This is a genomic window from Stenotrophomonas sp. TWI700, from assembly GCF_039673645.1.
GTDB classification, from domain to species: Bacteria; Pseudomonadota; Gammaproteobacteria; order Xanthomonadales; family Xanthomonadaceae; genus Stenotrophomonas; species Stenotrophomonas maltophilia_AA.
Map to the genome: position 1 here is coordinate 107,284 of NZ_JBDJMB010000005.1, position 23,598 is coordinate 130,881.

23 protein-coding genes are annotated in these 23,598 nt (G+C 64.6%); all 23 read left to right on the top strand.

All coding sequences use genetic code 11. The features are described 5' to 3' along the window. Window positions 1–114: 114 nt before the first annotated feature. Window positions 115–411, top strand: a complete 297-nt coding sequence (locus ABE473_RS06225) for a hypothetical protein (protein ID WP_346488845.1) — start codon at window positions 115–117, stop codon at window positions 409–411. A 20-nt stretch (window positions 412–431) separates the two neighbouring features. After that, the gene (locus tag ABE473_RS06230; RefSeq protein WP_088432515.1) at window positions 432–764 is read left to right on the top strand and encodes a DUF1064 domain-containing protein; all 333 of its coding nucleotides are present in this window, start codon (window positions 432–434) and stop codon (window positions 762–764) included. Further along, the gene (locus ABE473_RS06235) at window positions 764–1,054 is read left to right on the top strand and encodes a hypothetical protein (RefSeq protein ID WP_346488846.1); all 291 of its coding nucleotides are present in this window, start codon (window positions 764–766) and stop codon (window positions 1,052–1,054) included. Before ABE473_RS06230 ends, ABE473_RS06235 begins: the two co-directional genes overlap by 1 nt. Continuing rightward, window positions 1,054–1,392, top strand: coding sequence for a hypothetical protein (locus ABE473_RS06240; RefSeq protein WP_346488847.1), 339 nt, complete (start codon window positions 1,054–1,056; stop codon window positions 1,390–1,392). Before ABE473_RS06235 ends, ABE473_RS06240 begins: the two co-directional genes overlap by 1 nt. A gap of 203 nt (window positions 1,393–1,595) precedes the next feature. Beyond that, window positions 1,596–2,000 (top strand): hypothetical protein, encoded by a 405-nt coding sequence (locus ABE473_RS06245; RefSeq protein WP_253247633.1) that lies wholly within the window; start codon window positions 1,596–1,598, stop codon window positions 1,998–2,000. Window positions 2,001–2,016: 16 nt separating this feature from the next. Then, complete coding sequence (locus ABE473_RS06250) at window positions 2,017–3,840, top strand: terminase TerL endonuclease subunit (protein WP_346488891.1); 1,824 nt, start codon at window positions 2,017–2,019, stop codon at window positions 3,838–3,840. Beyond that, the gene (locus ABE473_RS06255; RefSeq protein WP_346488848.1) at window positions 3,837–5,099 is read left to right on the top strand and encodes a phage portal protein; all 1,263 of its coding nucleotides are present in this window, start codon (window positions 3,837–3,839) and stop codon (window positions 5,097–5,099) included. The genes ABE473_RS06250 and ABE473_RS06255 overlap by 4 nt, the downstream gene beginning before the upstream one ends. Beyond that, a complete protein-coding gene (locus ABE473_RS06260) occupies window positions 5,092–5,739 on the top strand; it encodes an HK97 family phage prohead protease (protein WP_088432447.1) in 648 nt (215 codons plus the stop codon). Before ABE473_RS06255 ends, ABE473_RS06260 begins: the two co-directional genes overlap by 8 nt. Next, window positions 5,736–6,944 carry a phage major capsid protein gene (locus ABE473_RS06265; protein WP_346488849.1) on the top strand — a complete coding sequence of 403 codons (1,209 nt, stop codon included), beginning with the start codon at window positions 5,736–5,738 and terminating at the stop codon, window positions 6,942–6,944. Before ABE473_RS06260 ends, ABE473_RS06265 begins: the two co-directional genes overlap by 4 nt. Before the next feature lie 64 nt (window positions 6,945–7,008). Beyond that, complete coding sequence (locus ABE473_RS06270) at window positions 7,009–7,515, top strand: hypothetical protein (protein WP_346488850.1); 507 nt, start codon at window positions 7,009–7,011, stop codon at window positions 7,513–7,515. Then, window positions 7,515–7,817: a head-tail connector protein gene (locus ABE473_RS06275; protein WP_346488851.1), complete on the top strand. Its 303-nt coding sequence runs from the start codon at window positions 7,515–7,517 to the stop codon at window positions 7,815–7,817. Before ABE473_RS06270 ends, ABE473_RS06275 begins: the two co-directional genes overlap by 1 nt. Further along, complete coding sequence (locus tag ABE473_RS06280; RefSeq protein ID WP_346488852.1) at window positions 7,817–8,152, top strand: head-tail adaptor protein; 336 nt, start codon at window positions 7,817–7,819, stop codon at window positions 8,150–8,152. The genes ABE473_RS06275 and ABE473_RS06280 overlap by 1 nt, the downstream gene beginning before the upstream one ends. Next, window positions 8,145–8,648 carry an HK97-gp10 family putative phage morphogenesis protein gene (locus ABE473_RS06285; RefSeq protein WP_346488853.1) on the top strand — a complete coding sequence of 168 codons (504 nt, stop codon included), beginning with the start codon at window positions 8,145–8,147 and terminating at the stop codon, window positions 8,646–8,648. Before ABE473_RS06280 ends, ABE473_RS06285 begins: the two co-directional genes overlap by 8 nt. After that, entirely contained in the window at window positions 8,648–9,007 is a 360-nt protein-coding gene (locus ABE473_RS06290; protein WP_346488892.1) for a DUF3168 domain-containing protein, read from the top strand. Before ABE473_RS06285 ends, ABE473_RS06290 begins: the two co-directional genes overlap by 1 nt. Before the next feature lie 78 nt (window positions 9,008–9,085). Continuing rightward, window positions 9,086–9,565: a hypothetical protein gene (locus ABE473_RS06295; protein ID WP_088432440.1), complete on the top strand. Its 480-nt coding sequence runs from the start codon at window positions 9,086–9,088 to the stop codon at window positions 9,563–9,565. Window positions 9,566–9,692: 127 nt separating this feature from the next. Further along, window positions 9,693–10,070 carry a hypothetical protein gene (locus tag ABE473_RS06300; RefSeq protein WP_088432439.1) on the top strand — a complete coding sequence of 126 codons (378 nt, stop codon included), beginning with the start codon at window positions 9,693–9,695 and terminating at the stop codon, window positions 10,068–10,070. 56 nt (window positions 10,071–10,126) lie between these two features. Further along, entirely contained in the window at window positions 10,127–10,363 is a 237-nt protein-coding gene (locus ABE473_RS06305; protein WP_253247632.1) for a hypothetical protein, read from the top strand. 2 nt (window positions 10,364–10,365) lie between these two features. Further along, window positions 10,366–12,342 (top strand): hypothetical protein, encoded by a 1,977-nt coding sequence (locus tag ABE473_RS06310; protein ID WP_346488854.1) that lies wholly within the window; start codon window positions 10,366–10,368, stop codon window positions 12,340–12,342. A gap of 22 nt (window positions 12,343–12,364) precedes the next feature. Beyond that, window positions 12,365–13,108: a hypothetical protein gene (locus ABE473_RS06315; RefSeq protein ID WP_346488855.1), complete on the top strand. Its 744-nt coding sequence runs from the start codon at window positions 12,365–12,367 to the stop codon at window positions 13,106–13,108. 420 nt (window positions 13,109–13,528) lie between these two features. Then, entirely contained in the window at window positions 13,529–18,112 is a 4,584-nt protein-coding gene (locus ABE473_RS06320; protein ID WP_346488856.1) for a tape measure protein, read from the top strand. A gap of 6 nt (window positions 18,113–18,118) precedes the next feature. After that, window positions 18,119–22,558, top strand: a complete 4,440-nt coding sequence (locus tag ABE473_RS06325; RefSeq protein WP_346488857.1) for a hypothetical protein — start codon at window positions 18,119–18,121, stop codon at window positions 22,556–22,558. Continuing rightward, window positions 22,558–22,839, top strand: a complete 282-nt coding sequence (locus ABE473_RS06330) for a hypothetical protein (RefSeq protein WP_346488858.1) — start codon at window positions 22,558–22,560, stop codon at window positions 22,837–22,839. Before ABE473_RS06325 ends, ABE473_RS06330 begins: the two co-directional genes overlap by 1 nt. Beyond that, window positions 22,839–23,525 carry a hypothetical protein gene (locus ABE473_RS06335; RefSeq protein ID WP_346488859.1) on the top strand — a complete coding sequence of 229 codons (687 nt, stop codon included), beginning with the start codon at window positions 22,839–22,841 and terminating at the stop codon, window positions 23,523–23,525. The genes ABE473_RS06330 and ABE473_RS06335 overlap by 1 nt, the downstream gene beginning before the upstream one ends. Window positions 23,526–23,598 lie beyond the last annotated feature (73 nt).

Here is a 23,598-nt window from a genome sequence, read left to right on the forward strand (position 1 = left end):
ATTGTACGGGCCTGCGAGCTCGCGCAGTCCGAGCGAGACGAAACCGTAGACCGATACCGGGCCGTCGAGACGGCCATCAACGGCGCGAAGCGCCCCTGATCCATGGAGATCACCATGTCCCGAACCATCAAAGTTCTCGGCGTCACCCTGTGGCCGCCTATCTCCCAGCGGCTTGCCCAGCGCCTACGAGCCGTTGAGGCGGACGGTGAGGCCCTGCGCAGCGAGCTCAACGCGGTCAAAGCGCACTGCGAGAATGTGGATTCCGCCGCCGGCTCGCAGATCACCTCGCTCAGCAGCCAGCTGGCCGCGGTCAATGGGGTTCTGATCGAAGTGCAGGGCCGCTTGCCGCCGCTGCCGAAGGCCAAGAAAGCCAAGGCCAAGGCCCAGGTCCGCCGCCGCAGCCCGCGCTGATGTCGGGGAAGGGCAAGGCCATGTTGGCGCTGGGCCGGCTCAAGGTCGGCCAGATGAACAAGACCGAGTCAGCATATGCGGAACGGTTGCGCGCGCTGCAGTTCGCCGGCGAGATCCAGTGGCACCGGTTCGAGGGGCTGAAGGTGCGCCTGGCCGACAACACGTTCTACACCCCGGACTTCGCGGTGATGGCTTCGGACGGCGTCATGGAATGCCACGAGGTGAAAGGCCACTGGCAGGATGACGCGCGCGCCAAGATCAAGATTGCTGCGGCCATGTACCCCTTTCGTTTCATCGCGGTGAAGGTCAAGCCCAAGCGGGACGGTGGCGGCTGGGCAGTGGAGGAGTTCTGATGGACGTTGCACAGATCGAAGCGTTGGCTAACGCCCTGAGCGCTGAGCAGGCTGCGCGCGCTGTAGCCGATGCGGCCTTGGCTGCGCGCATCGACGCCAGCACGGATACCCGCATAGACCGCTTGGTCGGGGTCATCGAGCAGCAGGGAAAGCAGATCGCCGAGCTGGGTATGCACGTCGGACTGCTGGTGCAGGCTGTCGCGCAGCTGCTGGGTGAGGAAGCGGGCGCACCAGTGCAGGAGGAAGGCGCCGCGCCCGAGCGTGTGGACCTGGACGGGAATCCGTACTGATGGCCACCGGCTCAAGCCAGCGCCGCGGACGGACCCGGCAGACCGGCGGCAGTGCCTTTGCGCATCTGTACGGCACCGCCCGCTGGCAGCGAACGCGTAAGGCTCAGCTTGAACGTGAGCCGCTGTGCAGCAAGTGCAAGGCCCGAAAACACGTAACGGTGGCGACGGTCTGCAATCACACCAACGGACATCCACCCGGAGAGACCGAGGAGATGTTCTGGAACGGACCCTTTGATAGCCAGTGCGCCAACTGCCACAGCAGCGACCAGGCGCGCATAGAGCGGGGTGGGGTGCATGTCCGCGGGTGTGACAGCGACGGATGGCCGATCGAAACGTGAGGGCCGGTGCGAAACGCCGACCGATGCACTTCTCCACAGAAACCTGAACGAAACTCCCCATTCAGGTAGGGGGGGGTGAATTTATGGCGTTCGGCGCCTCCTAGACCGACCTCCCCCCTTTCCTTTCGTATCCACAATTCACGGGACGACCCTGCGAGGGGCGCCCGACCCGTCGAAAACGCGCGGATTTACAGAGGTTTTTCATGGCCAGGCCCCGATTGCCCGTCGCAAAAGCCGCGACCGGCGGTGCGGCCGTCAAGAACCCAGGGCGCCACGCCGGCAGGAAGAAGCCGAAAGGAACGCGGGCGCTGGGCGAGCCCTACAAAACAATGACGGCGGCGCAGAAGCGGGCATGGGCGGAGTTCGAGCAGGAGATGCCGTGGCTCAACGCTTCGCATCGTGTCCTGCTCAGGCTGGCGTGCTTCTGGACGGCCAAGATGGACGACCCCGAGGCTGACTTCGGTGTGTCTGCAACCCAAGCGCTCAGCTCGATCCTCTCGAAGCTGGGCGCCACACCGGTGGATGAGTCAAAGGTTTCGCATGGCACAGACGAAGACGACCCCGACGACGAGTTCTTCGGGGGCGCCGGCGCCGGTCGATCGCACTAAGGCCTACGCCTTGGACGTGCTTGCCGGTCGCATTGTGGCCGGGCCGCACGTCCGTAACGCCTGCAGGCGCCACCTTCAGGACCTGATGCAGGGACCCGAGAGGGGGCTGCGCTTTGATCTGGAGGCGGCCGAGTTCGCGTTCGGCTTCTTCGAACGGATCCTGCGGCTTTCCGAGGGCCAATTTGAAGGTCGCAAGTTCGAGCTGCATCCGTCTCAGGCTTTCATCGTCGGATCGCTGTTCGGTTGGAAGGGGCCTGACGGGTTCCGTCGCTTTCGCCGGGCTTACATCGAGCAAGGGAAGGGCAACGGGAAAAGCCCGCTCGCTGGCGGCCTCGGGCTGTTGGGGATGACTGCCGCCGGCGAGGCTGGCGCGCAGATTTACTCTGCCGCTGCCAAGAAGGACCAGGCAGGGATCCTCTTCGCCGACGCCGTGAAGATGGTCAAGCAATCACCCGCTCTGGCCAAGCGCGTCGAGTTCGCCGGCGGCGAGGGGCGTGAGTACAACATGGCCCACCAAGCCAGCCAGAGCTTCTTCCGGCCTGTATCTCGCGACACCGGCAAGACCGGCTCGGGGCCGCGGCCGTTCTTCGTCCTGGTGGACGAGGTCCACGAGCTGCCCGACCGCAAGATCATCGAAATGCTCGAGCGCGGCTTCAAGTTCCGCCGCGAGCCGCTGCTGTTCATGATCACCAACTCCGGTAGCGACCGCACTTCGGTGTGCTGGGAAGAGCACGAACACGCGGTCAAGGTCGCAGCGGGGCACACGGCCGCGGTGAACGACCCGACTTTCGTGGGCGACCCGATTGACGACCGGACCTTCAGCTACGTGTGTGCGCTGGACGACGGCGACGACCCGCTGGAAGACCCGACGTGCTGGGCAAAGGCCAACCCTTTGCTCGGCGTCACCATCACAGAGCAGTACCTCTCGGACCTGGTCAAACAGGCGAAGGCGATTCCGGGTTCCTTGAACGGGATCCTTCGCCTTCATTTCTGCATCTGGACCGACGCGGAGACGGCGTGGATGACCCGATCAACTCTTGAGCCGGCGCTCGCCGACTTCGACCCTGCGCAGCATCACGGATCAAAGGTCTATCTGGGGCTCGACCTCTCGCAAAGCCGCGATATCACGGCCCTTGGGGCGGTGGTGGAAACCGGCAGTGTCGATGTGTCGGTGGTGGTGGACGGACAGACGCAGATGATCAGCAAGCCCACCTACGACGGGTGGGTGGAAGCGTGGACCCCGGGCGACACCGTCGCGGCGCGCGAGCTGCGCGACAAGCTGCCGTACCGGACGTGGATCAATGGCGGGCATCTACACGCACCGCAGGGTCAGACGATCAGCTTCCGCCACGTCGCTCAGACCTTGGCCGAATACGACCGGGATTACCTGGTCGAGCTGATCGCCTACGACCGATATGCGTTCCGCAAGTTCGAAGACGAGGTGATCGAGCTTGGGCTGTCGCTGCCATTCGCTGAGCACCCCCAAGGGGGCACGAAGAAGGGCCGGCCGTTGGAAGTGGCGGTGAAGGCAGCGGAGGACCAAGGACTGCCGCCGCCTGAAGGTATGTGGATGCCGGGATCGCTGCGGCTCTTCGAAGAGGCGCTGCTGGAGGGCCGGCTTCGGCTCAAGGGAAACCCCGTGCTGGTGTCCGCAATCATGTCGGCCGTCATCGAGTCGGACAAGTGGGAGAACCGCTGGCTATCCAAGGCGCGTTCGGTGAACAAGATCGACGCCGCGGTGGCCCTTTGCATGGCCTTCGGCGCTGCGCATGCCACGCCGGCCGAAGCCGGCGGCATTGATGACTACCTCGAGAACGGCTTCTTTGGACTGATCGGATGACAAATTTTCGCTGGTACAACCCGATGAGCTGGCGGTTCTTCGGCTACGACGACCCTGCAACAGGGAATTATGTGGAGGTCGACCTTTCGGTAGGCGGAAAAGGCACCAAAGCCGGTGTTCGCGTGACCCCCAAGACAGCGCTGACGGTAAGCATCGTCTGGGCGTGTCTGAAGGTGCTGAGCGAATCTGCATCCGGCCTGCCTTGGAAGCTCTACGAGGATGTCGGCGGGGTCCGATCCCTGGTCAAGGGCAGCAGCCCGCAGCGGCGTAGGCTTTTGCGGCTGCTGGCCAAGCCGAATCCCAACGTCAAATGGCTGGACCTGATCAAGGCCATCGTGGTGAACATGGGGCTGCGCGGTAATGCCTTTGCCATCATCCAGCGCAGCGACGACGGCGAGTGGATCGGGCTGATTCCGGTCTCGGCGGACAACGTCCGCATCGACACTGACGACGGCTTGCTCTACTGGGCGAACATCGGCGGAAAAGAAGCCCCGGTATCCCCGGCCAACATGCTGCACTTCAAGCTGTTCAGCACCGACGGCATCGTGGGGCTGTCGCCGATCGAGTACCAGGCCGAATCGATCGGGCTCGCGCGTGCGGCGCAGGATTGGTCTGCACGCTTCATGCGAAAAGGTGGCTTCACCGGTGGCTACATCATCTATCCGGGCTTCTTGACCAAGGAACAGCAGGCTCAAATCAAGGCCAAGCTGCCAGACATTCGCCAGGGTGACGTAGACGACCTGGGAAAGATGGCGATCCTGCAGGGCGGGCCGACGATCACGCCGGCCGGCATGACGCAGAAAGACAGCCAGTTCATCGAGTCGCAGCAGTTCCAAGAAGAGGCGCTGGCCGGAATCTGGGGCGTCCCGCTGTACCTCACGAATCGGGCGCGCTCCACGTCCGTGCTTGGGTCCAACCTCGAGCAGCAGACCAGTGGCTTTGTGACCTTCGGTCTGAAGCCATACCTGGACGCCATCGAGAGCGAGCTCAACGACAAGCTCTTTGGCGACAGCAGCATGTTCGTCGAGGCAGTGGTGGAGGGGCTGCTGCGGGCCGACAGCACCGCGCGAGGCAACTACTTCAAGACCGCCTTGGGCGGCTCCGGTGGTTCCGGCTGGATGACCATCAACGAGGTCCGGGTGAAGGAAAACCTGCCCGTGTTGGACGGTGACCAATACAACCAGGTCACCCGATGGACGAGCAACAAGCCCGACTCGATCGGGGACGACAACAGCACGGGAGATCCGGCAAATGCTTAACACCTTCGCCTGCCCCTTCGAGGTCAAGTCCGCTGACGATTCGGGCAACTTCGAGGGATACGCCTCGGTATTCGACAACATCGACCTGGGCGGCGACGTAATCGTTCCCGGGGCCTTCACCACAGTGAAGACCACGCGCACCGGTCGGTTACGACTGGCGCTGTACCACAACCTGACGCGGCTGATCGGCGACGCCGCGTTCAAGCAGGACGGCAACGGGCTGCTGCTCAAGGGCAAGGTCAACCTCAACGTCAGCTACGCCAAGGACGCCTACGAGCTGATGAAGGCCGGCACGCTCGATGAGATGTCGGTTGGCTACAACCCCATCGAGGACGCGATGGAGACCCGGGATGGGCGCCGCGTCCGCGTCATCAAGCGCGCCGAACTGTGGGAGGCGTCGATCGTCCCCTTCGGCATGAATCCGGAGGCGCAGGTTCTCAGTGTGAAGTCGGACCTGCGCGCTTTCGAATGTGCCCTGCGCGAACGCATGGGCCTGTCTCAAAAAGAGGCGGCTGCCGTCGCCTCGCTCGGCTTTCCTGCCATCCACCGAGACGGTGGCATGGCGGACACGGAGACCGTGAAAGAGCTGAAGCACCTCGGCACATCTATTCAATCCATTTTTGAGGGAATGCACGCATGAGCGACAACATCACCGATATCCGCGAAGGCCTGGAAAAGCAGCTGAAGGAAGGCTTCGCGGGCCTGCAGAAGAAGTACGACAGCGCCTCCGCCGAGATCGAAAAGGGCAACCAGGTCACCACCAGCCTGAAGAGCCAGATCCAGTCCGCCACCGACGAGATCCAGAAGGTGGTGGACAAGGTGCTCAAGCTGGAAGAGAAGGGCGTTGCGCTGGGCAACCAGCCGGGCCAGAAGAAGGGCTTCATCGACTTCATCAAGGACAACGGCGAGTACAAGTCGCTGCTGAGCCGCGAGAAGGGCTCGGCCGAGATCGAAGTCAAGAAGGAAGAGCTGGCCGCGATGGAGACCAAGGCCGTCACCAGCGCCGGCATCGTCGTGCCCAACTTCGACCCGACCATTCAGCCGGGTATGCGCCAGGAACTGCGTATCCGCGACCTGATCCCGTCGATCTCTGTCACCGGCCAGAGCTACACCTACTTCCGCGAGCTGCTGCACACCCGCGGTGCGGGTCCGGTGGCCGAGGGCGGTGCCAAGCCGCAGAGCAACGTCACGTTCGAGCAGAAGACCGACTTGGTCAAGAAGCTGGCCGTCTGGATTCCGGTGACCGACGAAACCCTGGACGACGTGCCGCAGATGTACGGCTACCTGCAGCAGCTGCTGCGCTACGACCTCAAGCTGGAAGAGGAAGCGCAGATCCTGAAGGGTGACGGCCTGGGCAACAACCTGCCGGGCCTGATGACGGACGCCTTCGTCTTCGATGATGACCTGTCCAAGGCCAGCGATACCGCCATCGACACCGTGCGGCGCGCCATCTACCAGGTTCGCAAGCAGTCCAAGCTGTCGGCCGACGCGACGGTGATGACCGAGCTGGACTGGATGAACATCGAGCTGGAGAAGGACAGCCAGAACCGCTATCTGTTTGCCAACCTGCAGGGCTTCGTTACCCCGATCCTGTGGGGCCGGCCGGTGGTTGCCTCGGACAGCATGGACGAAGGTGACGGCACCACCACCGGTGGCGAGTTCCTGGTGGCCAACTTCCAGCGCGGCGCGACGATCTATGACCGCATGAACTTCCTATTCAAGGTCGGCATGATCAACGACGACTTCGTGAAGAACCAGCGCGTGTTGCTGGTCGAAGAGCGCCTGGGCCTGGCCAAGCGTCGCCGCGAGGCGTTCGTCAAGGGCCGCTTCAAGCCCGCCGCCTGATCCAACTGCCTTCCCGTGGTGGCGGCCGCTGATGCGGTCGCACCACCTTCCGGAGACCATACAGATGAAAATCAAAGTCCTTTGGGGCTTCTGCGGCGACGTGGAGAAGCTGGGCCCCGACACGAACGGCGACTCGCGTTCGCCCACGCGCGCCGGCCAGGTATTCGAGAACGTCCAAGACGAATACGCATACACCCTCATCGGGAAGGGCCTGGTGCAGCAGTTCGATGGGGCGGCGCCTGCCGCCACGAAACCCGCCGCTGCACCTTCCCCGAGCCAGCCCGGCCCCGTCGTGACGCTCCAGCCAGCGCCTGCCGATATCAAGGTGGTCGGACCGTCGACCGGCAGTGCCGAGGAAAGTGGAGCCGATGCTCCCCCTGTCTCTGGCGAGGCGGCGCCCATCGACGCAGCACCGACCGCGCCGGCCGCAGCGGGCGAGGTGGGTTCCGACGCCGAGAAAGCCGCGCTGGTCGCCGAGCTGGAAGCCGCCGGTGTCGTCTTCGATCGCCGCTGGGGTGTCGCCAAGCTGGCCGAAGCCCTGAAGAGCGCTCAGGGCGCGAAGGTGGAGTAATGGCCGCCGCCCTCGATCTTGCTTTGGTGCGGGAGCAGTGCCGCATCGTCGATGAGGTCAGCGACCTTCTGTTGCAGTCCTATGTCGATGCGGCGCTCGCCCACGTGCAGATGCACTGTGATCGCACCTTGGTTGAGGGTGAGCCGTCCAGCGAGGATGAGATGGCACTGACGGCTGACGTTCGCCAGGCAGTGCTGCTGTTGGTCGGCAGCTGGGCCGAGAACCGCAGTGCCTTGGGCGAGGTGAGCTCGGAGATTGCCTTGGGCGTGTCCAGGCTTCTTTGGTATAGGAAACGGTTCTGATGGCTACTCCAGCGGGACAGCGCCGCCACCTCATCCGCTTCGAGCGGCCCGTCGAGATCCGTGATCCGCTCGGCGGGCCATCCAAAAAGGGATGGCAGTTCGTCGCGGAGGCGTGGGCAAAGAAGACGAACCAGCTCAGTGCGACTGCCGAGGCGGTTGCAGCGGGGGCCGAGCGATACCGCGAGCAAGTCCGCTGGGACATGCTTCCGCGCCAGGTTGATCCGACCTGGCGCATTGTTGCGAGAGGCAAGGCGTACGCCATCAAGAGCATCGGCACCAGCAACGATGGGAGCGAGACGGCGGTGATCTCCGTAGCGGGGTTGAGCGATGGCTGAGCAGGTGTCCATTCAAGGTCTGGACGGCCTCCTGCGCTCGCTGCGAGAGGCTCCCAAGGCCGTGCAGGGAAGGGCGGTCCAGACTGGTATGCGCAAGGGCGGCAATGTGATCCGGGACGACGCGAGGCGTAGGGCGCCGAAGGCATCCGGATTCATGGCAAGCCAAATCGTTACGCGCCGAGCCAACGCTCGCGACAGGACGCGCGCCGGCGTCGGGAAAGCCGGCGAGTACTTCACCGTGGGGGTCAAGTCGGGCCGCCGTCGGAAGTACGCCAACACCAAGCGCAATCAGCGACGCGGTCGAGCTGGAAAGTCGTATGTCGATCGTGGCTGGGCCTACTACTGGCGGTTCCTCGAGTTCGGCACCAAGAAGCTGAGGGCCAATCCGTTCCTGACGCCGGCAGGCGAAGCGAAGGGGCCGGAGGCGGCGCAGGTGATCATCGATGAGACCTGGAGCGCGCTCAACAGTCAGATGAGAAAGGAGGGTTGGAGATGATGGTCCCCTTGATCCAATCCCTGTTGCAGGGCGACGCGGGTGTCCGGCAAGTGCTGGGCGACCCGATCAGGGTCTGGCCGGGCACTGCACCGCAGGACACCGCACTCCCATACGCGACGTGGGAGGTCGTCGGCGGGTCGCCTACGGCGATGCTGTCCGAGCCACCGCCTGCAGATGGGTGGAGGGTTCGCTTGACCGTATGGGGCGACAGCCTGACCCAAGCCAACGGCGCCGCGGTGGCCATCCGTGATGTGGTCGAGCGCGTGGGCAGCATCGAGTCGTACAACCCGACGCCCGACAGCGACGGCACGGATGCGATGGGAATTTCATTCGACGCACGGCTCCTGCAGCTGCGCTGATCCACACAACGGCAACTCACCGGCCCCGCAAGGGGCTTTTTTTATGCCCGGCGACGGGCGCAACACAAGGAAATCCCTATGGGACAGGTAATCAAGTCGAAGCACTCGCAGCTGTTCGTCGCCATCGGCGCGGCCGAAGTCATCAAGGTGACCCGCCTGCGTTCTGTTGGTTTCCCCGATGGCCAGGCGTCGGAGATCGATATCTCCGACTACGACGACGACTGGGATCAGTTCGTCGCTGGCCGAAAGCAGACCGGCAGCACCAGCATCGAAATCATCTACGACAGCGTCGACCACGAGAAGCTGGAAGACCTGCACAAGACGGGCGCCGTCGTGAACTGGCTGGTGACCGCACCGCTGTCCGAGACGGAGGGTGTCGCGAAGCCGGCGGCGGTTGACGGGACGATCACCCCGCCGACCACGGTGCTGTCCAAGCAGTTCGACGGGTTCGTGCAGAACTTCGCGGTGAGCAGCCAGGACAACGACGTCTGGAAGGCAACGGTCACCATCCGCGGCTCCGGCGCGGTGACCACTCACCGGCCTGCTGGCGGCCCGTAACGGGCGGCAACGGCTGCACCACTCTCGGCCCGCTTCGGCGGGCCATCTCTTTGACGGGGCGGGCGGATCCTCCGCGTGTTAGCCGTGCGCGGCCCGCGCGCCCTGTCGCCATTCAAGGAAACGGCCAATGAGCAAGACCAACGAAACCCTCCCGCTTGAAACCGTCGCTCCCTCGCAGACGGTGCTGCAGGCGTTCACCAGCCTGGGCATGTTCGCGTCCAAGGACGTGCACGCCGATACGATCACGCTGCCCAACGGCGACAAGGCCCAGTTCTACGTCCGCGAACTGCCGGACGCCGAATTCCGCAAGCTCTGGCAGGACGCAGACCGCGCCAAGCTGATCGCCGCCACCATCTGCGACGAAGACGGCAAGCCGGTGATGACGACCGTTCAGGCGGCACAGCTGAAGCCGCTGGTAGCCGCCGAGCTGCAGCGCGTCGCCATGAAGCACTCCGGGTTCGGGGAAGAGGCTGCCAAAGCCCAGGCTGACGCGGGAAACGACTAAGGCAGCGGGGCGAGGACTGGTTCTGGAAAGTCCTCGCCTGGCACCTGCACCGCACGGTGTCCGAACTGCAGGCGACCATCTCGCGCCGTGAGTTCCTTGAATGGTGGGAGTTCCACAAGCGGAACCCCATCGATCCGGTGAGCCTGCACCAAAAGCCCGCTGCCTTCCTCGCGTACATCACCGCCTCCCACAGCCAGGGCGGCACCAAGCGCTCGTTTCAGCACTACCAAGACGCCCTCGTGCCCCGTTCCGATGATGACGAGGCGCAAGACTGGTTCGATGGACTGGGATAACCATGACCGACACTTTCGGGCGCTTCGCCGCCAACCCCATCGGGCCCCTGCTCGCGGCGCGGGATGGCGGGCTCACGCTCGCCACTACGGGCGCGACCGCCCCGACCAGCCATGCACGCTCCGACTTCAGCCGGGACGCCGGCACCGTGGGCGTGGAGTTTGCCGTGTGGGGCGACGACGCCGTGACGGCCCTTGTCGGCTTCGCCACCGGGCCCGCAGCGCTGAACAAGGCGCTCGGGACAGACCTAGCCAGCATTGGCTGGGATCTCGCTGCGGGTCGCTTGCTTCAGGCCGGAGGCGCGATCGCAACGGGCCTGCCAGTAGTAGTCCACGGCGACATTGTTGGCTTGCAGGTGGTGTTCTCCACTCCGCGCCAACTGCGGCTCTACCTCAACGGTCTGCAGATCCACCTACGGGAGCTACAGCTGTCTGGCCCGCTGTTCTTCGCCGCGTCGCTGGGCGCATCGAAGGCCGGCGGACTGTACCTGGCGGTAAACGCCGGGCAGTGGGGGCCGCGCAGCGAAGCGGCCGCATCCGGCTGGAGGTTGCCCACACCCGCGTTCGGTCTCACCGCCTCAACGCACTTGGCCGACGTGGACTGGCTGTCTGCGCCGGGCGACAGTCCTGCAAACGCTCGTTACGAGGGGTTGGTGTCAGAGGGCGTCAGCCTGATACAGGAGCTGGCGTTCTGGCCGTGGGGCGGTGACCCGGTGTCGCAGGCCGCAGCCGCGGAGTGCGTTGTAACGGACGCAGACGGCTTGCTGGATGCTCTGGCAGGCACCGGCGCGTCCGGGAGGTCGGTGCAGATCCTGCTGGCGGCCGAGAGTGGGATGCGCGCCGATGCCGTCCCGGCATTCCGGTGCGCGATCGAGCAGGTCGAAATCAACGACGACGGCACCAAGACTCTGCACCTGCGCGACGCGCACGATTACCTGGACGAGACGATCAACCGGGGCGTGTTCCTTCCGAATGTCCCATCCCTCGCGTGGAAGCCCCAGCCGGTTGTGATCGGCGCGGTGGCCAGCATTCCAGCGATGGGAGGCAACTCGGACGCCACGTCGATGTTCGTTGCCGATAGCCGGGTCTACATGGACGCGGTGATGGACCGCGGCGATCTGATGGAGGCCGGCACCTACAGCGCGGCGCCGGATGGGCAGCAGCTGCTGTTGAAGTCGCCCCCGGTGATGCCGGTGGTTGTGGATGCGTCGAGCGTCGGGGCCGCCATGATGCCGGCGCGACTGGAACAGGCGGTCGGCGACGTAATGGCCCGGCTGGGGCAGGAAGCCTGGTCAGCCGGCGACTGCGCGCTGATCGACCAGGCCACGGGCTACATGGGTATCGGCTACTACGCTGGCGCTGCCATCACCGGCCGCGCGGTACTGAACGCAATTCTGCCCAGCTACGGAGCCGGGTCCTACCAAGACGCTTCCGGCGTGTTGCGCTTCGTCCGCGTGACTGCGCCTGAGACCCATACCGGAGAGTTCGCCTTCGATCTTTCCGAGGCTGACCTCGCTGTCGATTTGATCATGGTCCCGGATGAGGCGCCGAATCTGACTCGCCGCATGGCCTACCGCCCCAATGGACAGGCGCTGGGAGCCTCGGACATGGTGACCGATGTAGTAGACGTCCCGCAGGCGCGGCGGGATGAGTTGAGCGGCCTCTATCGGGGGCAGGTATACGGGGCTGGCCCGCTGCATGCTCACTACCAGCGGGCGGAGGCAGCCGATCCGGTGATCTCCCTGTTCTGGCATGCCGCCGATGCGCAGGTGGAGATTGATCGGATCCTCAGCCTCTACCGGGTTGAGCGCTACTTCTACCAACTCGCGGTGCGTGGCGATCAGGACTTGGCGCCGTTGCCTGGGCAAATTGGTCGGCTGACCTATAGCCGGTATGGGCTCGAAGACGGCAAGCCTGTCCTGGTGCGCCGGGTTGAGCGCAACCCTGCCACGGGGGACGTGGTTCTGACGGTGTGGGGATGATGACGTGTTGATTGGATATGGTATGCCGGCAGTCACGACAGTCACCCTGACCGGGGGCATTTGGCTCAGCGCCGACCAGGGCGCGGCCCTCTTCGACGGCAAGCCGGGCCGTGCATCGCGAATCCGACGCACCGGTTCGCTGGCGATCACGATCAATCTGGCCGAGGCGGTGGTCCCGGGGATCATTGCGATTCTTGGCTTGAACCTGCCCGCAGACGTTCAGGTCAGCGCCGCGGGAGCAACCGGGAAGACAGTGCGATTGCCGGACGGAAGCGTGTGCGCCTGGCTGTTCCCGCCGTCGGCCACGCTGGTGTCGACCGTCTCGGTGGAGGTGGCCACCACCGCGACCAACGTGGACGTGGGCGAGATCGCGATCTTCCGGGCGGTGGATGTGGGAATCAGCGACGGCTGGTCCGTGGCGACGATCGACACCAGTGTCCACACCCGCACGAAGGGCGGCCAGATAAACACAGTTGCGGGGGTGCTGTACCGCAGGCTGGTCTGTACCTTGTCTGGCCGGGCCACCACCGTTGTGCGCGGCGGCGGCCTGGGCGGGATGGACTGGGAGACGATCGGGGCCGCGCTCGCGGGGCGCCGCCGCTCCTGTGTCGTCCCTCAGTACCGCGACATGGGCACGAAGGCGTTCGACCCGCTGCTCGCCGCTCGGTCAGCGCTCTATGGCTACCCGACGCAGCTCCCCAGCGCCGAGAACATCAGCCGGCAGTACTTCTCTGGATACCTGGAATTTGAGGAAATCTCGGCGTAGCTGGCATGATCCCAGCAAAATATCGGGAGGTCCTATGAAATATGCACTCCGTTTCCCACCCCTGCTAGTGCTGGCGTTGATGGTTGCCTGTTCCGCGCGGGATGACGGTTCCAAGCAAGCGCTGCTGAACTGTATGAGCGCGATTCAGTCCGCAACCGGGGACGCAGGCGGCACCAAGGTCCCGTATGCGAAGGATATGGGTTCTGGGAACGAGCACTACTTCGCTTGGCCCGCAGGGTCGGGACTGACTCTGCCGGAACGATATGGCAGTTCTCAGCCGGCGTCAGCGTCCTGCATTACCGACGCAGCCGGTGTCGTGACTGGCGTGACCATCAACGGGTCGGAGATCCCGATCCGCTAGAAAGAACCCTCCATAAGTCTCTAAGCCCGCCTAGTGCGGGATTTTTTTTTGGAATCGCAATGAGCCTCTACACCCTTACCGTAGACCTGCTGCTGAAGTCGGGCTCCTTCGAGCGCGACAGCGGAAAGGCTGCTCGCGTAGTCCAGCGCGACATGGCGGCCATCCAATCGTCTATGTCGGAAGCGTCGCGGCGCGGGGCCGACGAGGTCGCGGCCGGCTTCCGCCGCGTTGCCTTCGAAGCTGTGGGCCTCACCTCTGCGCTGGTGGCCGTGAAAGCCGCAGTCGGCAAGGCGGACGAGTGGACGAACCTCAACAATCGGCTGCGCTTGGTGACTCAGGGGCAGGCTCAGTTTGCAGCCGCGCAGGCAGATGTGATCCGCATCGCCGGTGCTGCGCGACAGCCGCTCGGCGCCACCGCAGAGCTGTATCAACGCATCGCAATGAACCAAGAGGCTCTGAACCTCTCTGGCAGGGACTTGGCGCGCGTCGTCGAAACTATCAGCAAGACGATGGTTATCAGCGGCACGTCGGCTGCGGGGGCGGACGCAGCACTCGTTCAGCTGGGCCAGGCATTTGCATCCGGCACGCTGCGCGGTGAGGAGCTGAACTCAGTGCTCGAGCAAGCGCCCGCACTGGCCCAGGCCATTGCGAAAGGCTTGAATGTACCGATCGGCAAGCTGCGAGAGTTGGGTGCCGCGGGCAAGTTGTCTTCCCAACAGGTGATCAACGCACTGCAGAGCCAAGCCGGCGCTGTGGACGCGGCGTTCGGCAAGATGGACGCCACCGTTGGACAGTCGATGACGCTGTTCAACAACAACCTGCAGGTAATGATCGGAAGGGCGGATGAGGCAACTGGCGCCTCAAGGGCGCTCGCGGCTGGTATTGGGGCGCTCGGCAACAACTTGGAGATGGTGGCAGTGGCTGGCGCGGCCGTGGCTTCTGGTCCGCTGCTCAAGGCCCTTCTCGCGCGGGTGGCGGCTGCAAACGCTGGGATGGTTGCCGATCGGGCCGCCGCGGGGCAGAGCTTGGCGGCGGCCCAGCAACTTGAGCTGCGCACCCGCGCTGCCATGCTGGATGCCCAGGCAGAGGTACGCCGTACAGCTGCGATCGGCGGCAGCGTATCGGTAAGCTCCAAGGCTGCGGCCGCGACTCTTGAACACCGGCAAGCAATCCTGCTGCTGGCACAGGCACAGACTCAGGCGACGGCCGCCAACGCCAGCTGGCTGGCACGAGCCGGATCCTCGACGCTCGCCATGCTGGGCGGCCCCGCTGGCATCGTCACCATGCTGGCAACTGCGGCGGCAGGTTGGCTGATCTTCCGAGACAACACCCACACCGCATCAGCTGCACTGATCGACTTCGGCGGCGCCGCCGATGTCGCGATTGAGAAATTCCGGGAGTTGAACCGGCAGCAGCAGGCTGGCGAGATCCTGCGGCTGCAGAAGGAAATCGGTGATGGTTACAAGGAGATCACTGGAACCATCCGGGACATGGCGCTGGAGTCTCAGAGGGGCATCACGAACTCATACTCGGACGTATACGCGGCTTCAATTCGCGGTCTGGCCGACGACCTCAAGGCCGGCAAGCTCAGCGCCGACGAGTTCAGCGCACGGCTCGAACAGGCGAACGCCAAAGTGCTCGAGGGTGCAACCGGCGCGGATCGATTCCGCGGCCGCATGGTGGAACAGACCGCAAGCGTGGCGACGCTCGCACGTGAAACCGAGCGTCAGGCCGGTGTTCTTGAATCATTGAACGTCGCCACCACCCAGGCGAAGGGCGCGACCGACGCTCTGTCGGGCTCGTTCAACGTCCTGGGCGATTCAGCTGGCGCTGCCGGAAAGCGCATCGCTTCGGCAATGCAGTCGCTTCCTGGCCAGCTTGCTCGTGTCGGGAAGAGCGCTGCCGATGTGGCAAAGCTGGATGTGGCCGATTGGTTCAAGGAGGCCCAGGCAGGCGGAGTCGATTTCTCCAAGCGCGACGATCCGAAGGTCAAGCAGTACATCGAGCAGGGCGCCCAGTACATCCGGCTCCAGACCGATCTTGCTGCCGCACAGAAGACCTTCACCGAATCGCGCAAGGCGGCGTCCGCGGCAGAGCGTGCCGGCGCGAAGGACCGCAAAGCCGACGCGGAGGCAATCAAGCGTTACAACGAGCAAGCGGCGATGGCCGCCGCGACCATGGCGGGGCCGCTGGCCGAGGCCACGGAGCGCCAGAAGCAGCTCGAGGACAAGCTCAAGGAATCGCTCAAGGAGGGACGCATCGAGCGGGCGGCGTACAACGCCTTGGTGCTGGAGTCGCAGAAGGCACTTGAGCAGTCCACCGCGGAAATCAACAAGGCGCTGTCCAGCCCGGAATCGATGCTGGCCACCATGGACGCCGAGGTGGCCATGCTCGGCAAGGTCGGGCGCGCGCGCGAGCTGTCGCGCCGCCAGATGATGAACGAGCGTGACATGCGGCAGGAGCTGCAGAAGGCCGTGGAAGCGGCAGGGAACAAAGAGGAGCTTGCCCGTAGGAAGGGTGTGGCGTCCTACGAGGCATACGAGCAATCCATGCTCGCCGCGGCCCGGGCATCGGCCGATCTATCGCTGCGGGTGGAAGAGGCTGCTGCCAATGTCGAGGCATGGGCCAACGTACTGATCTATGGCGTTGGCGATGCTGCCGATGCTATGGCTGACTTCGTGGCAGGGGGAATGCGCGACTTCGACAACCTGTGGGATGACCTCAAGGACGCGGCCAAGCGCGGGCTGCGCGACCTGGCCCGGGAGTTCCTGCAGCAGAAGCTGGTTATCCCCATCCAGACGCAGATTCTGAACGGGATGAGTGGGCAGGGTGGCGGGCTGAACCTGCAGAGCATCATGGGCCTGTTCGGCGGCAACGGCTCGGCTGCGGGCGGTCAGAACATGGGCACGGTAGCCGGCCTGCTGTCCAAGGGGCAGGGCCTGTTCGGATTCGGCAGCTCGGCAGGATCGGCGGCAGGATCCCTGACCGGCTTCGGGGACGTGACCAGCATGGCCGGGATGACCGGCTCCAGTTTCTCGGGGCTGATCGGTGGGGGCAGTGCCGGGGCCGGCGCCGGAGCGGGTGCGGCAAGCTCTGCCGCGGCGGCGGTGCCCATCATCGGCTGGATCGTTGCCGGCATGATGAAGAACGCCGAGCTGTTCGACCAAGGCTGGGATATTGCCAACGGGGAGAGTTGGGCCGGCAAGATCGCCACTGCTGGTGCGGTGGGCCTGGCAGACAAGGGATTCCGTGGCCTGGGCTTCAACGACAAGACCGCATCGATCCTGTCGGGGTCCAGCATCCACGCCAAGCTGTTTGGGCGCAGCGCCCCCAAGGTAACCGGGCAGGGCCTCACCGGCAGCTACGGCTTCGGTGGCTTCGACGGCCAGTCCTACGCGGATATCAAGGCCAAGGGGGGCATGTTCCGCAGCGACAAGAAGTGGACCCAGTACGGCGACCTTGACCCAGGCATCGATCGCACCTTCGACATGGCGGCGCGGCAGGTGCGTGGCGCCACCACGGATCTGGCGAAACAGCTCGGGATCGACCTGTCGGGGCAGCTCGCCGGCGTGAAGGTGTCGCTGGGCAAGCTGCAGCTGTCGGCCGATTCGGCCGAAGCGAAGTCGCAGTTGGAAGCCTACCTGGCCGACATGACGGATCGCCTCTTCACCGAGGCAGTGAAGGCGGCGGGGTTCGGCGGGCAGCTGGATGGCTACTTCGAAGCGTCGGACGTGTTCTCGGCCCTCAGTGCTTCTATCGCACTGGCTGTTGGCAACGCCGACGAGCTGGGGCGCGCGCTGAACGGCATGGAGGTGGAGAAGGTCAACAAGGCCGTCGACTACTTCCAGGACTTGGCCAGCGTCGCCGGCACGGACTTGGCCACGCAGGTGGAGAAGGTGACGGGCCTCCTGGGAAACTACGCCAGCCTCATGGCCGACGTGAGTACGCAGCTGATGACGGCGAACCTGACGCAGTACCAGTCGCAGGCGTTGTCGATCGAGCGCACGTATCGCCAGCAGGTCAAGGCGGCCAACGACTACGCCAAGGCGCTCGGGTTGTCCGGCGCCCGCGCGGAGGACCTTGCCAAGATCGAGGCGCTGCGTGCGACGAACATGGGCAAGCTGCAGGCCCAGATCGACGCCGACAAGAAGGCAATGCGGTACGGGTTGGATACCAGCGACCTTTCGACGCTGACCGATCAGGAGAAGCTGCAGAAGACGATGCAGGAGCTGGAGCGTGCGGTGGCCGGTGGCGACACCAGCGCCGCGCAGGCGGCCGCACAGGCGGCTCTGGGCTTTGGTCGGAACCTCTACGCCAGCGGCCAGGACTACAACGGCCTTTACGACCAGGTGACCGGCCTGATCGACGGGATGAAGGTCGGGAACCTCGACCTGCAGGACGGAACCAGCATGGGGGCGCTGGCCGACGCCATCGAGGCGCTGCCGGACAACTTCAGCCGGGCTGTGTTCGACCTGGTCGTGAACAACGACGCCCAAACGCAAACCACAGCCGCCGTGCAGCAGAGCAACGCCCTGCTCGCCGAGCAGAACCAGCTGCTCCGCCAACTCGTGTCCACCACCACCCAAGGCGTACGCAACGCCAGCAGCGCCGAGCTGCGCAGTTCGCTCAACTACACGAGGTAATCAGCAATGCAAGCAAGGAAACTCACGCTGGTGGAGATCGGCGTGGGCGCGCTGCCGTCCGCGTCTCCGGTGGCGCCGCGCTTCTCCACGTGGTTCCCGGTGCCTTTCAAGGCGCCGGATGTGCCGCCGGCCAACGGCGTCACCCCCACCCCGGTCGCCGACGGCGTTGTCCTTGAGTGGGATGCCGTCGACCTGGAAGGTGTGATCTACGTCATCTCACGCAGCGAGACCAAGGACGGGCCGTGGACGGAGATCCACCGCACCACCGAGACCCGCTACGTCTACAACGACGGCAGTGGCAGCACTTGGTGGTTCCAGATCACCCCGACCGTGCGCGGAAAGACCGGCACGGGAACCGTGGTGGGCGTCACCCCGCCGACCACGTCGACCGATCTGGCGGAGCAGCAGGCGAAGCTGGCAGCCGAGGTCAGTGCCCGAATTCAGGCCATCGCCGATGAGGCGGCCGCGCGCGCCGCGGGGCTGGCGCAGGCCGCACAGGACCTGGTGGCCGAGGCGCTGCTGCGGCAGCAGGGGGTGGGCGAGGCCATGCAGGCGATCGGTGCAGAAGCCCAGGCACGCATCGACGCCATCCTCAACGAGAAGATGGCCCGTGAGGCAGCTATCACCCGAGAGGAGCAGCTGCGGCAGAGCGCCGACGAGTCGTTGGCGCGCGCTGTGTCGGAAGTTGCGGCCGGCAGCGGTACGCAGTTCGACAGCATCAAGCTCTGGCCTTTCAACCAGACCACTGAGGGGTGGACCGGCAATGGCGCCCCCACGCTGGTGGATGGCTGGTTGCGCCCTGCAAACCACGCCACCGCGCCGTGGGTACAGTCGCCGGTGGCGCTGGCCATCGACGGCAGCGCTTACCGTTTCGTCAAGCTGCGCGTAAGGCGCGTGGGAGCCCCAACGTGGGGCGGTTTCCTGCAGTGGATCACCGCGACGGACCAGGCATGGAACACGCAGAAGCGTGCATCCATCCCGGAGCCGGCGTGGGACGTGAACGGCATGGCCACGGTAGACGTTCAGGACGTTGCCTGGTGGCCGGCCAAGGTGGATGCGATCCGCCTGCAGCTGGGCGCTGCGCAGACGGTGGCCAACTACTATCTGATCGACTACATCGCCGTGGGCCGCCCCCAGCCGGGGGCGTCGGTGGCGCTGGTGCAGGAGGAGACACAGGCGCGCATCACTGCGGATGCCGCCGAGGCCAGTCAGCGAACCGCACTTGCGGTGCAGATGCGAGGGAACTACACGGGCACGGATCCGGCCCAGCTGACCTCCGGGATCGCCTACGAGGAACTGCGCGCCCGGGTGGCAGCGGACTCGGCCCAGGTGCAGCGCATCAGCACGATGGAAGCGCGCATGCCGGCCGGGTCGGGCTCGCTGGCCACCACAGCGTCGGTCACGGCTCTCCAAGAATCCACCGCAACCACCACCAACGCGCTGGCGCAGTCGATTACCAGCATCAACGCGTCGCTCCAGAACATCGGCGGCGACAACCTGCTGACAGACAGCGGGTTTGAGGCCAGCACCGGCACCACCACCTTGCTGCCGAACTGGCAGACCAATACATCGCAGTCCTTCACTGTTGGGTACGGTGCAAGCCCACTTGCAGGATCGTCGCGCTTCCTCAGCCTTTCGGGTTCGCTCTCCACAGTGAGCGCGTACTTTGGCGTTGAGCCGGTGAACGCGAACCGCCCCAAGGTGACGGCCGGCGAAAAGTACGTGCAATCGGTGTGGGCACGGGGTACGCCGGGCGCCAAGCTGCGTTTCATCACGCAGTACGTCAATTCGCAGTCCGGCCAGGCGGTAACAACTCTTCAGCAGGACTTCGTTCTGACTGACACGTTCCAACGCTTTGTAGGTTCACCGACTGAAGCCCCTGCCACGGGCACCTACGCCCGGGTCATCTATCGCCTCTTGGCTGTGGCTGGCGGCTTGGGCGCGGTGCAGATGGACCTGGACAACGCGCAGTTCCAGCAGGGCGAAGTGGCAACGCAGTGGTCCGGGAGTACCAACGAGCTACAAAGCGCGATCAACGCCACTGCCTCCGCGGTATCGGGGCTGACATCGACGGTCAGCCAGCTTGGATCGACCGTGGACTCGCAGTCGGCACAGATCATCGCTCTGCGCAGCGAAGTCACCGACGTAGCCAGCAACACCAGCGCAAATACAACCGCGTTGCAGCAGCTCTCCACACGAACCACGGCAGTGGAAGGCAGGGTGGACAGCGCAGCCACCAACGTGACCCGGCTGCAGAGCCAGATGGGCACAGTCCTCAGCGGGGACGACAGCCTGTTCCCGTATGGCACGTTCGAGTTCGGTATCGACGGGCAGGTGTACGCCACCGCCGCCGGCGGTAACGTGTTCACCTATAAGGCGAACGCGGCGCGCACCGGGCGCCTGGGCATGAACATCGAGACCGCTGCCGCCAACGGCAGCAATGCCGATGCCTACTTTGGCGAGTTCACGGCGGTGGGTGCGGAACGTCGGTTCTACGTTGAATATTGGGCTCGTATGCGTGACGACAGCGCTACCCCTGCCACCGGGCAGATCACGGTGGGGTGGATGTCGCAGGCGGCGAACAGTTCCACGGGGAGTCGCAACTGGCCGGGCCTCGGGCGCTCCTTCGCATCGCTGGCGCAGAACAAAGGCCAGTGGGTCAAGAATTCGGGTTATCTGACCACCCGGGCCGACGCCGAGAAATGGCAGCTGTGGGTCTCCATCCCGAACAACGGCCGCACGGCAGGCGTGAAGGTGGATCTGGATGACATCCGCATCGTTGACGTGACCGAAGCGTTCAATGCGCAGCAGGCGGCAGACGGTGCCGCGACTGCGTTGCAGGGCCTGACGACCCGTGTAACTCAGGCAGAGGGCAAGATCGACGCCCAGGCCACACAGGTGACCGAGCTGAATTCCACTGTCCTGTCCACGGTGAATCGTGGCGAGAGCTTGGTGGAGAACCCGACGTTCGACTATGGGATTCAGCTGTGGCTCCCCGGTGGCTTGGGCGGCGGCAGCACGGTGACTCACGTCGTCGGCGGTGGTCAGCAGGGCAATGCCCTGATGATTACCCGTCCGGCGTCCGCCACCGCCAGCCCGTTTATCTTCAGCAACAACGGGCGATGGGCACCGGTAAAGCTGGGCAAGCCCCAGCGCCGCCTGCGGGTCACGTTCGTAGCCCGGGGCCTGGACGGTGCCATGGAGGTGACGGTACGCACCCGCGTCCGTGATGCCTCCGGCGAGGGCAACAACGACCAGAAGGTCCAAGTGACGACGGCGTGGGCGCGGTACACCGTGACCGTCCCGATCGGCGATGCCCGAAACGAATTCATGTTGCAGCTGTGGACGCCTACGACCGGTCGTCTGATCTTTGATCGAATTGAGATGTTCGACATCACCGAGGAGGTGGCGATCGACGCCCAGGCGACCGCGATCAGTGGCCTGGACACGAAGGTGACCCAGCAGGGGAATCAGATCACTGCAACCGCCAACAGCATTACCGCCCTGAACACTCGCCTGGGCGATTTCAATTCGGCTGCGTGGCAGCAAATGCAGTCCACCGTGACGCAGCAGGGCAGCCAGATCAGCGCGCAGGCATCGCAGATTCAGGGCGTGCAGGCTTCGCTGGGTGGCAAGGCCGATGCGGCGGTCGTGCAGTCGATGCAGGTCCAGGTCCGCAATCAGGGCGAAGGCGGCAACCTCATCCCAAACAGCACGTTCCCGAACTGGAGCGGGACGGGCTGGGGCCAGCCGTCCGCGTGGTATCCGTACGGAAACCACGCGGGGCCTGGGTTTATTCCTCATGGCTTTGCCTCGGCCCTGTGTACGCGCCGCAGCGGGACCATCCCGGCCAACGATATGCAGTGGTCGATCATGGTCAACAACGTGCCCGCCGTCGCAGGGAAGATGTACTGCATCGCGGTAGGCGCAAACACTCACCGCTGCGCCATGTTGTTCTATGCGGAATTCATGCGGGCAGACGGCACCATCCTGGGCAGCGTAGCGTGTCAGGAAGTCGTCAGCACCGGCCGATCAGCCGGCCCGTTGAACGAGTTCCCGCGCTACTTCGGAATCCAGGTAGCCCCGGCGGGTACGGCCTTCATGCGGGTTGCAATCCGCCTTCGCGGGACTGGCGAGGGCGACCCGTATATGTGGCTGTGGCAACCGATGTTGTGCCAGGTTTCAGACGGCGCAACCCAGCCGCCACCGTACGCGGTATCCGGGCAGTCGGCGGAGGCGCAGTGGGCCGTGGACGTGAGGGCAGATGGGAAGGTGGGCGGTGTGCGACTCGGTGTGACCGGACAGGAGGCCGTGTTCGACATCGTGGCGGACCGGTTCCGCGTCAGCCCATCCGGGGGCGGTGAACGCACCGAGTACAGCGATGGCAACTGGCGCGTTTATGATGGCAACGGCGTGCTGCGCGTGGCGATGGGAGTCAACATCTGATGGCCACCGGCATCAAGGTTTACAACGCGGATGGGTCGCTGGGTTTCGACAGCGGCCAATTTCGGCTGTTCCGCATCGTCGCGCGTGTCAACTATGGAACTGGGGACGGCGGCTCGTATTTCGGGCGCCGCCCCGAGGACACCGCACTTACGCCGGTCGCGCTTAATTGGTATCCGCCGATCTTTACGCTCGATGTTGCCAACAGCGCGATCTATTGGAACTTCGCCAACGTGCCGGCGATCTATCGCGTACCCGGCATCGTGGAAATTTGGGCACGCTAATGGCCGCAGGAATCAAAATCGTCAACGACTTCGGAACCATCTTGATCGATGACCAGTTCCCTGTGCTCACTGTCCTCGCGCAGGGCGTGAGTCAGTTAAACGGGGCAGGGAGCGCGTTCATCGGCAACTACGATGGCAAGGTGGCTGTGCGCTCGGTGTCGCTCGTGGGCACCCAGCGGTTCAACTACATCGAGGGTTATTCGGGCGGCATCTACTTGTTCGGCCCCCCGGGCGAAACTGTCGAATGGTGGGTGTTTGCTCAGCCCCAAGGAGCGCCCAGTAACGTCGGCCTGAAGATATACAACGCCGCACAGCAGCTGATGTTCGACGCAGGAAAAAAGGTAGCCCGTGTGGTGGAGCTCCGTGCCGGGCCAGGGAACGGTAACTGGCAGGGCAACGTCGGCATGCCGGGCGGCGGGCGCAAGTGGGCCGTCATGCCACTGGTGAATGCGTTCTCCTCAGTGATGACGTTCACCCGCGCCGGCGCCGGCGGCCCGGACCAGTACTGGCAGCGAGAGAACGTGAGCGTCGCAGGCGGCGCGGTGTTGGGCGACACGGTCGTGCTGGGTATGACCTCTCAGTCCCTGCGGCAGTACGGCCCATACACAGGCACTCAGGTGCCGACCGGCTACACCGTGGCGTCGCAGAACTGCGCTATGGCGGTGATGGACATGACCGGATACTGAGACGGGCACCAAGGGGGGGTGAGTCGGGCCGGGCCGTCGCGTTGGTTGACTGGTGCGCAAACGGCATGAACTA

Excerpts from the sequence above, each read along its gene's own strand:
- ABE473_RS06310 (WP_346488854.1), top strand. The coding sequence starts at position 10,366 with ATGACCGACACTTTCGGGCGCTTCGCCGCCAACCCCATCGGGCCCCTG.
- ABE473_RS06325 (WP_346488857.1), top strand. The coding sequence starts at position 18,119 with ATGCAAGCAAGGAAACTCACGCTGGTGGAGATCGGCGTGGGCGCGCTG.
- ABE473_RS06260 (WP_088432447.1), top strand. The coding sequence starts at position 5,092 with ATGCTTAACACCTTCGCCTGCCCCTTCGAGGTCAAGTCCGCTGACGAT.
- ABE473_RS06245 (WP_253247633.1), top strand. The coding sequence starts at position 1,596 with ATGGCCAGGCCCCGATTGCCCGTCGCAAAAGCCGCGACCGGCGGTGCG.
- ABE473_RS06290 (WP_346488892.1), top strand. The coding sequence starts at position 8,648 with ATGGTCCCCTTGATCCAATCCCTGTTGCAGGGCGACGCGGGTGTCCGG.
- ABE473_RS06285 (WP_346488853.1), top strand. The coding sequence starts at position 8,145 with ATGGCTGAGCAGGTGTCCATTCAAGGTCTGGACGGCCTCCTGCGCTCG.
- ABE473_RS06255 (WP_346488848.1), top strand. The coding sequence starts at position 3,837 with ATGACAAATTTTCGCTGGTACAACCCGATGAGCTGGCGGTTCTTCGGC.
- ABE473_RS06315 (WP_346488855.1), top strand. The coding sequence starts at position 12,365 with ATGCCGGCAGTCACGACAGTCACCCTGACCGGGGGCATTTGGCTCAGC.
- ABE473_RS06240 (WP_346488847.1), top strand. The coding sequence starts at position 1,054 with ATGGCCACCGGCTCAAGCCAGCGCCGCGGACGGACCCGGCAGACCGGC.
- ABE473_RS06335 (WP_346488859.1), top strand. The coding sequence starts at position 22,839 with ATGGCCGCAGGAATCAAAATCGTCAACGACTTCGGAACCATCTTGATC.
- ABE473_RS06230 (WP_088432515.1), top strand. The coding sequence starts at position 432 with ATGTTGGCGCTGGGCCGGCTCAAGGTCGGCCAGATGAACAAGACCGAG.
- ABE473_RS06320 (WP_346488856.1), top strand. The coding sequence starts at position 13,529 with ATGAGCCTCTACACCCTTACCGTAGACCTGCTGCTGAAGTCGGGCTCC.
- ABE473_RS06330 (WP_346488858.1), top strand. The coding sequence starts at position 22,558 with ATGGCCACCGGCATCAAGGTTTACAACGCGGATGGGTCGCTGGGTTTC.
- ABE473_RS06280 (WP_346488852.1), top strand. The coding sequence starts at position 7,817 with ATGGCTACTCCAGCGGGACAGCGCCGCCACCTCATCCGCTTCGAGCGG.
- ABE473_RS06270 (WP_346488850.1), top strand. The coding sequence starts at position 7,009 with ATGAAAATCAAAGTCCTTTGGGGCTTCTGCGGCGACGTGGAGAAGCTG.
- ABE473_RS06300 (WP_088432439.1), top strand. The coding sequence starts at position 9,693 with ATGAGCAAGACCAACGAAACCCTCCCGCTTGAAACCGTCGCTCCCTCG.
- ABE473_RS06295 (WP_088432440.1), top strand. The coding sequence starts at position 9,086 with ATGGGACAGGTAATCAAGTCGAAGCACTCGCAGCTGTTCGTCGCCATC.
- ABE473_RS06225 (WP_346488845.1), top strand. The coding sequence starts at position 115 with ATGTCCCGAACCATCAAAGTTCTCGGCGTCACCCTGTGGCCGCCTATC.
- ABE473_RS06235 (WP_346488846.1), top strand. The coding sequence starts at position 764 with ATGGACGTTGCACAGATCGAAGCGTTGGCTAACGCCCTGAGCGCTGAG.
- ABE473_RS06275 (WP_346488851.1), top strand. The coding sequence starts at position 7,515 with ATGGCCGCCGCCCTCGATCTTGCTTTGGTGCGGGAGCAGTGCCGCATC.
- ABE473_RS06265 (WP_346488849.1), top strand. The coding sequence starts at position 5,736 with ATGAGCGACAACATCACCGATATCCGCGAAGGCCTGGAAAAGCAGCTG.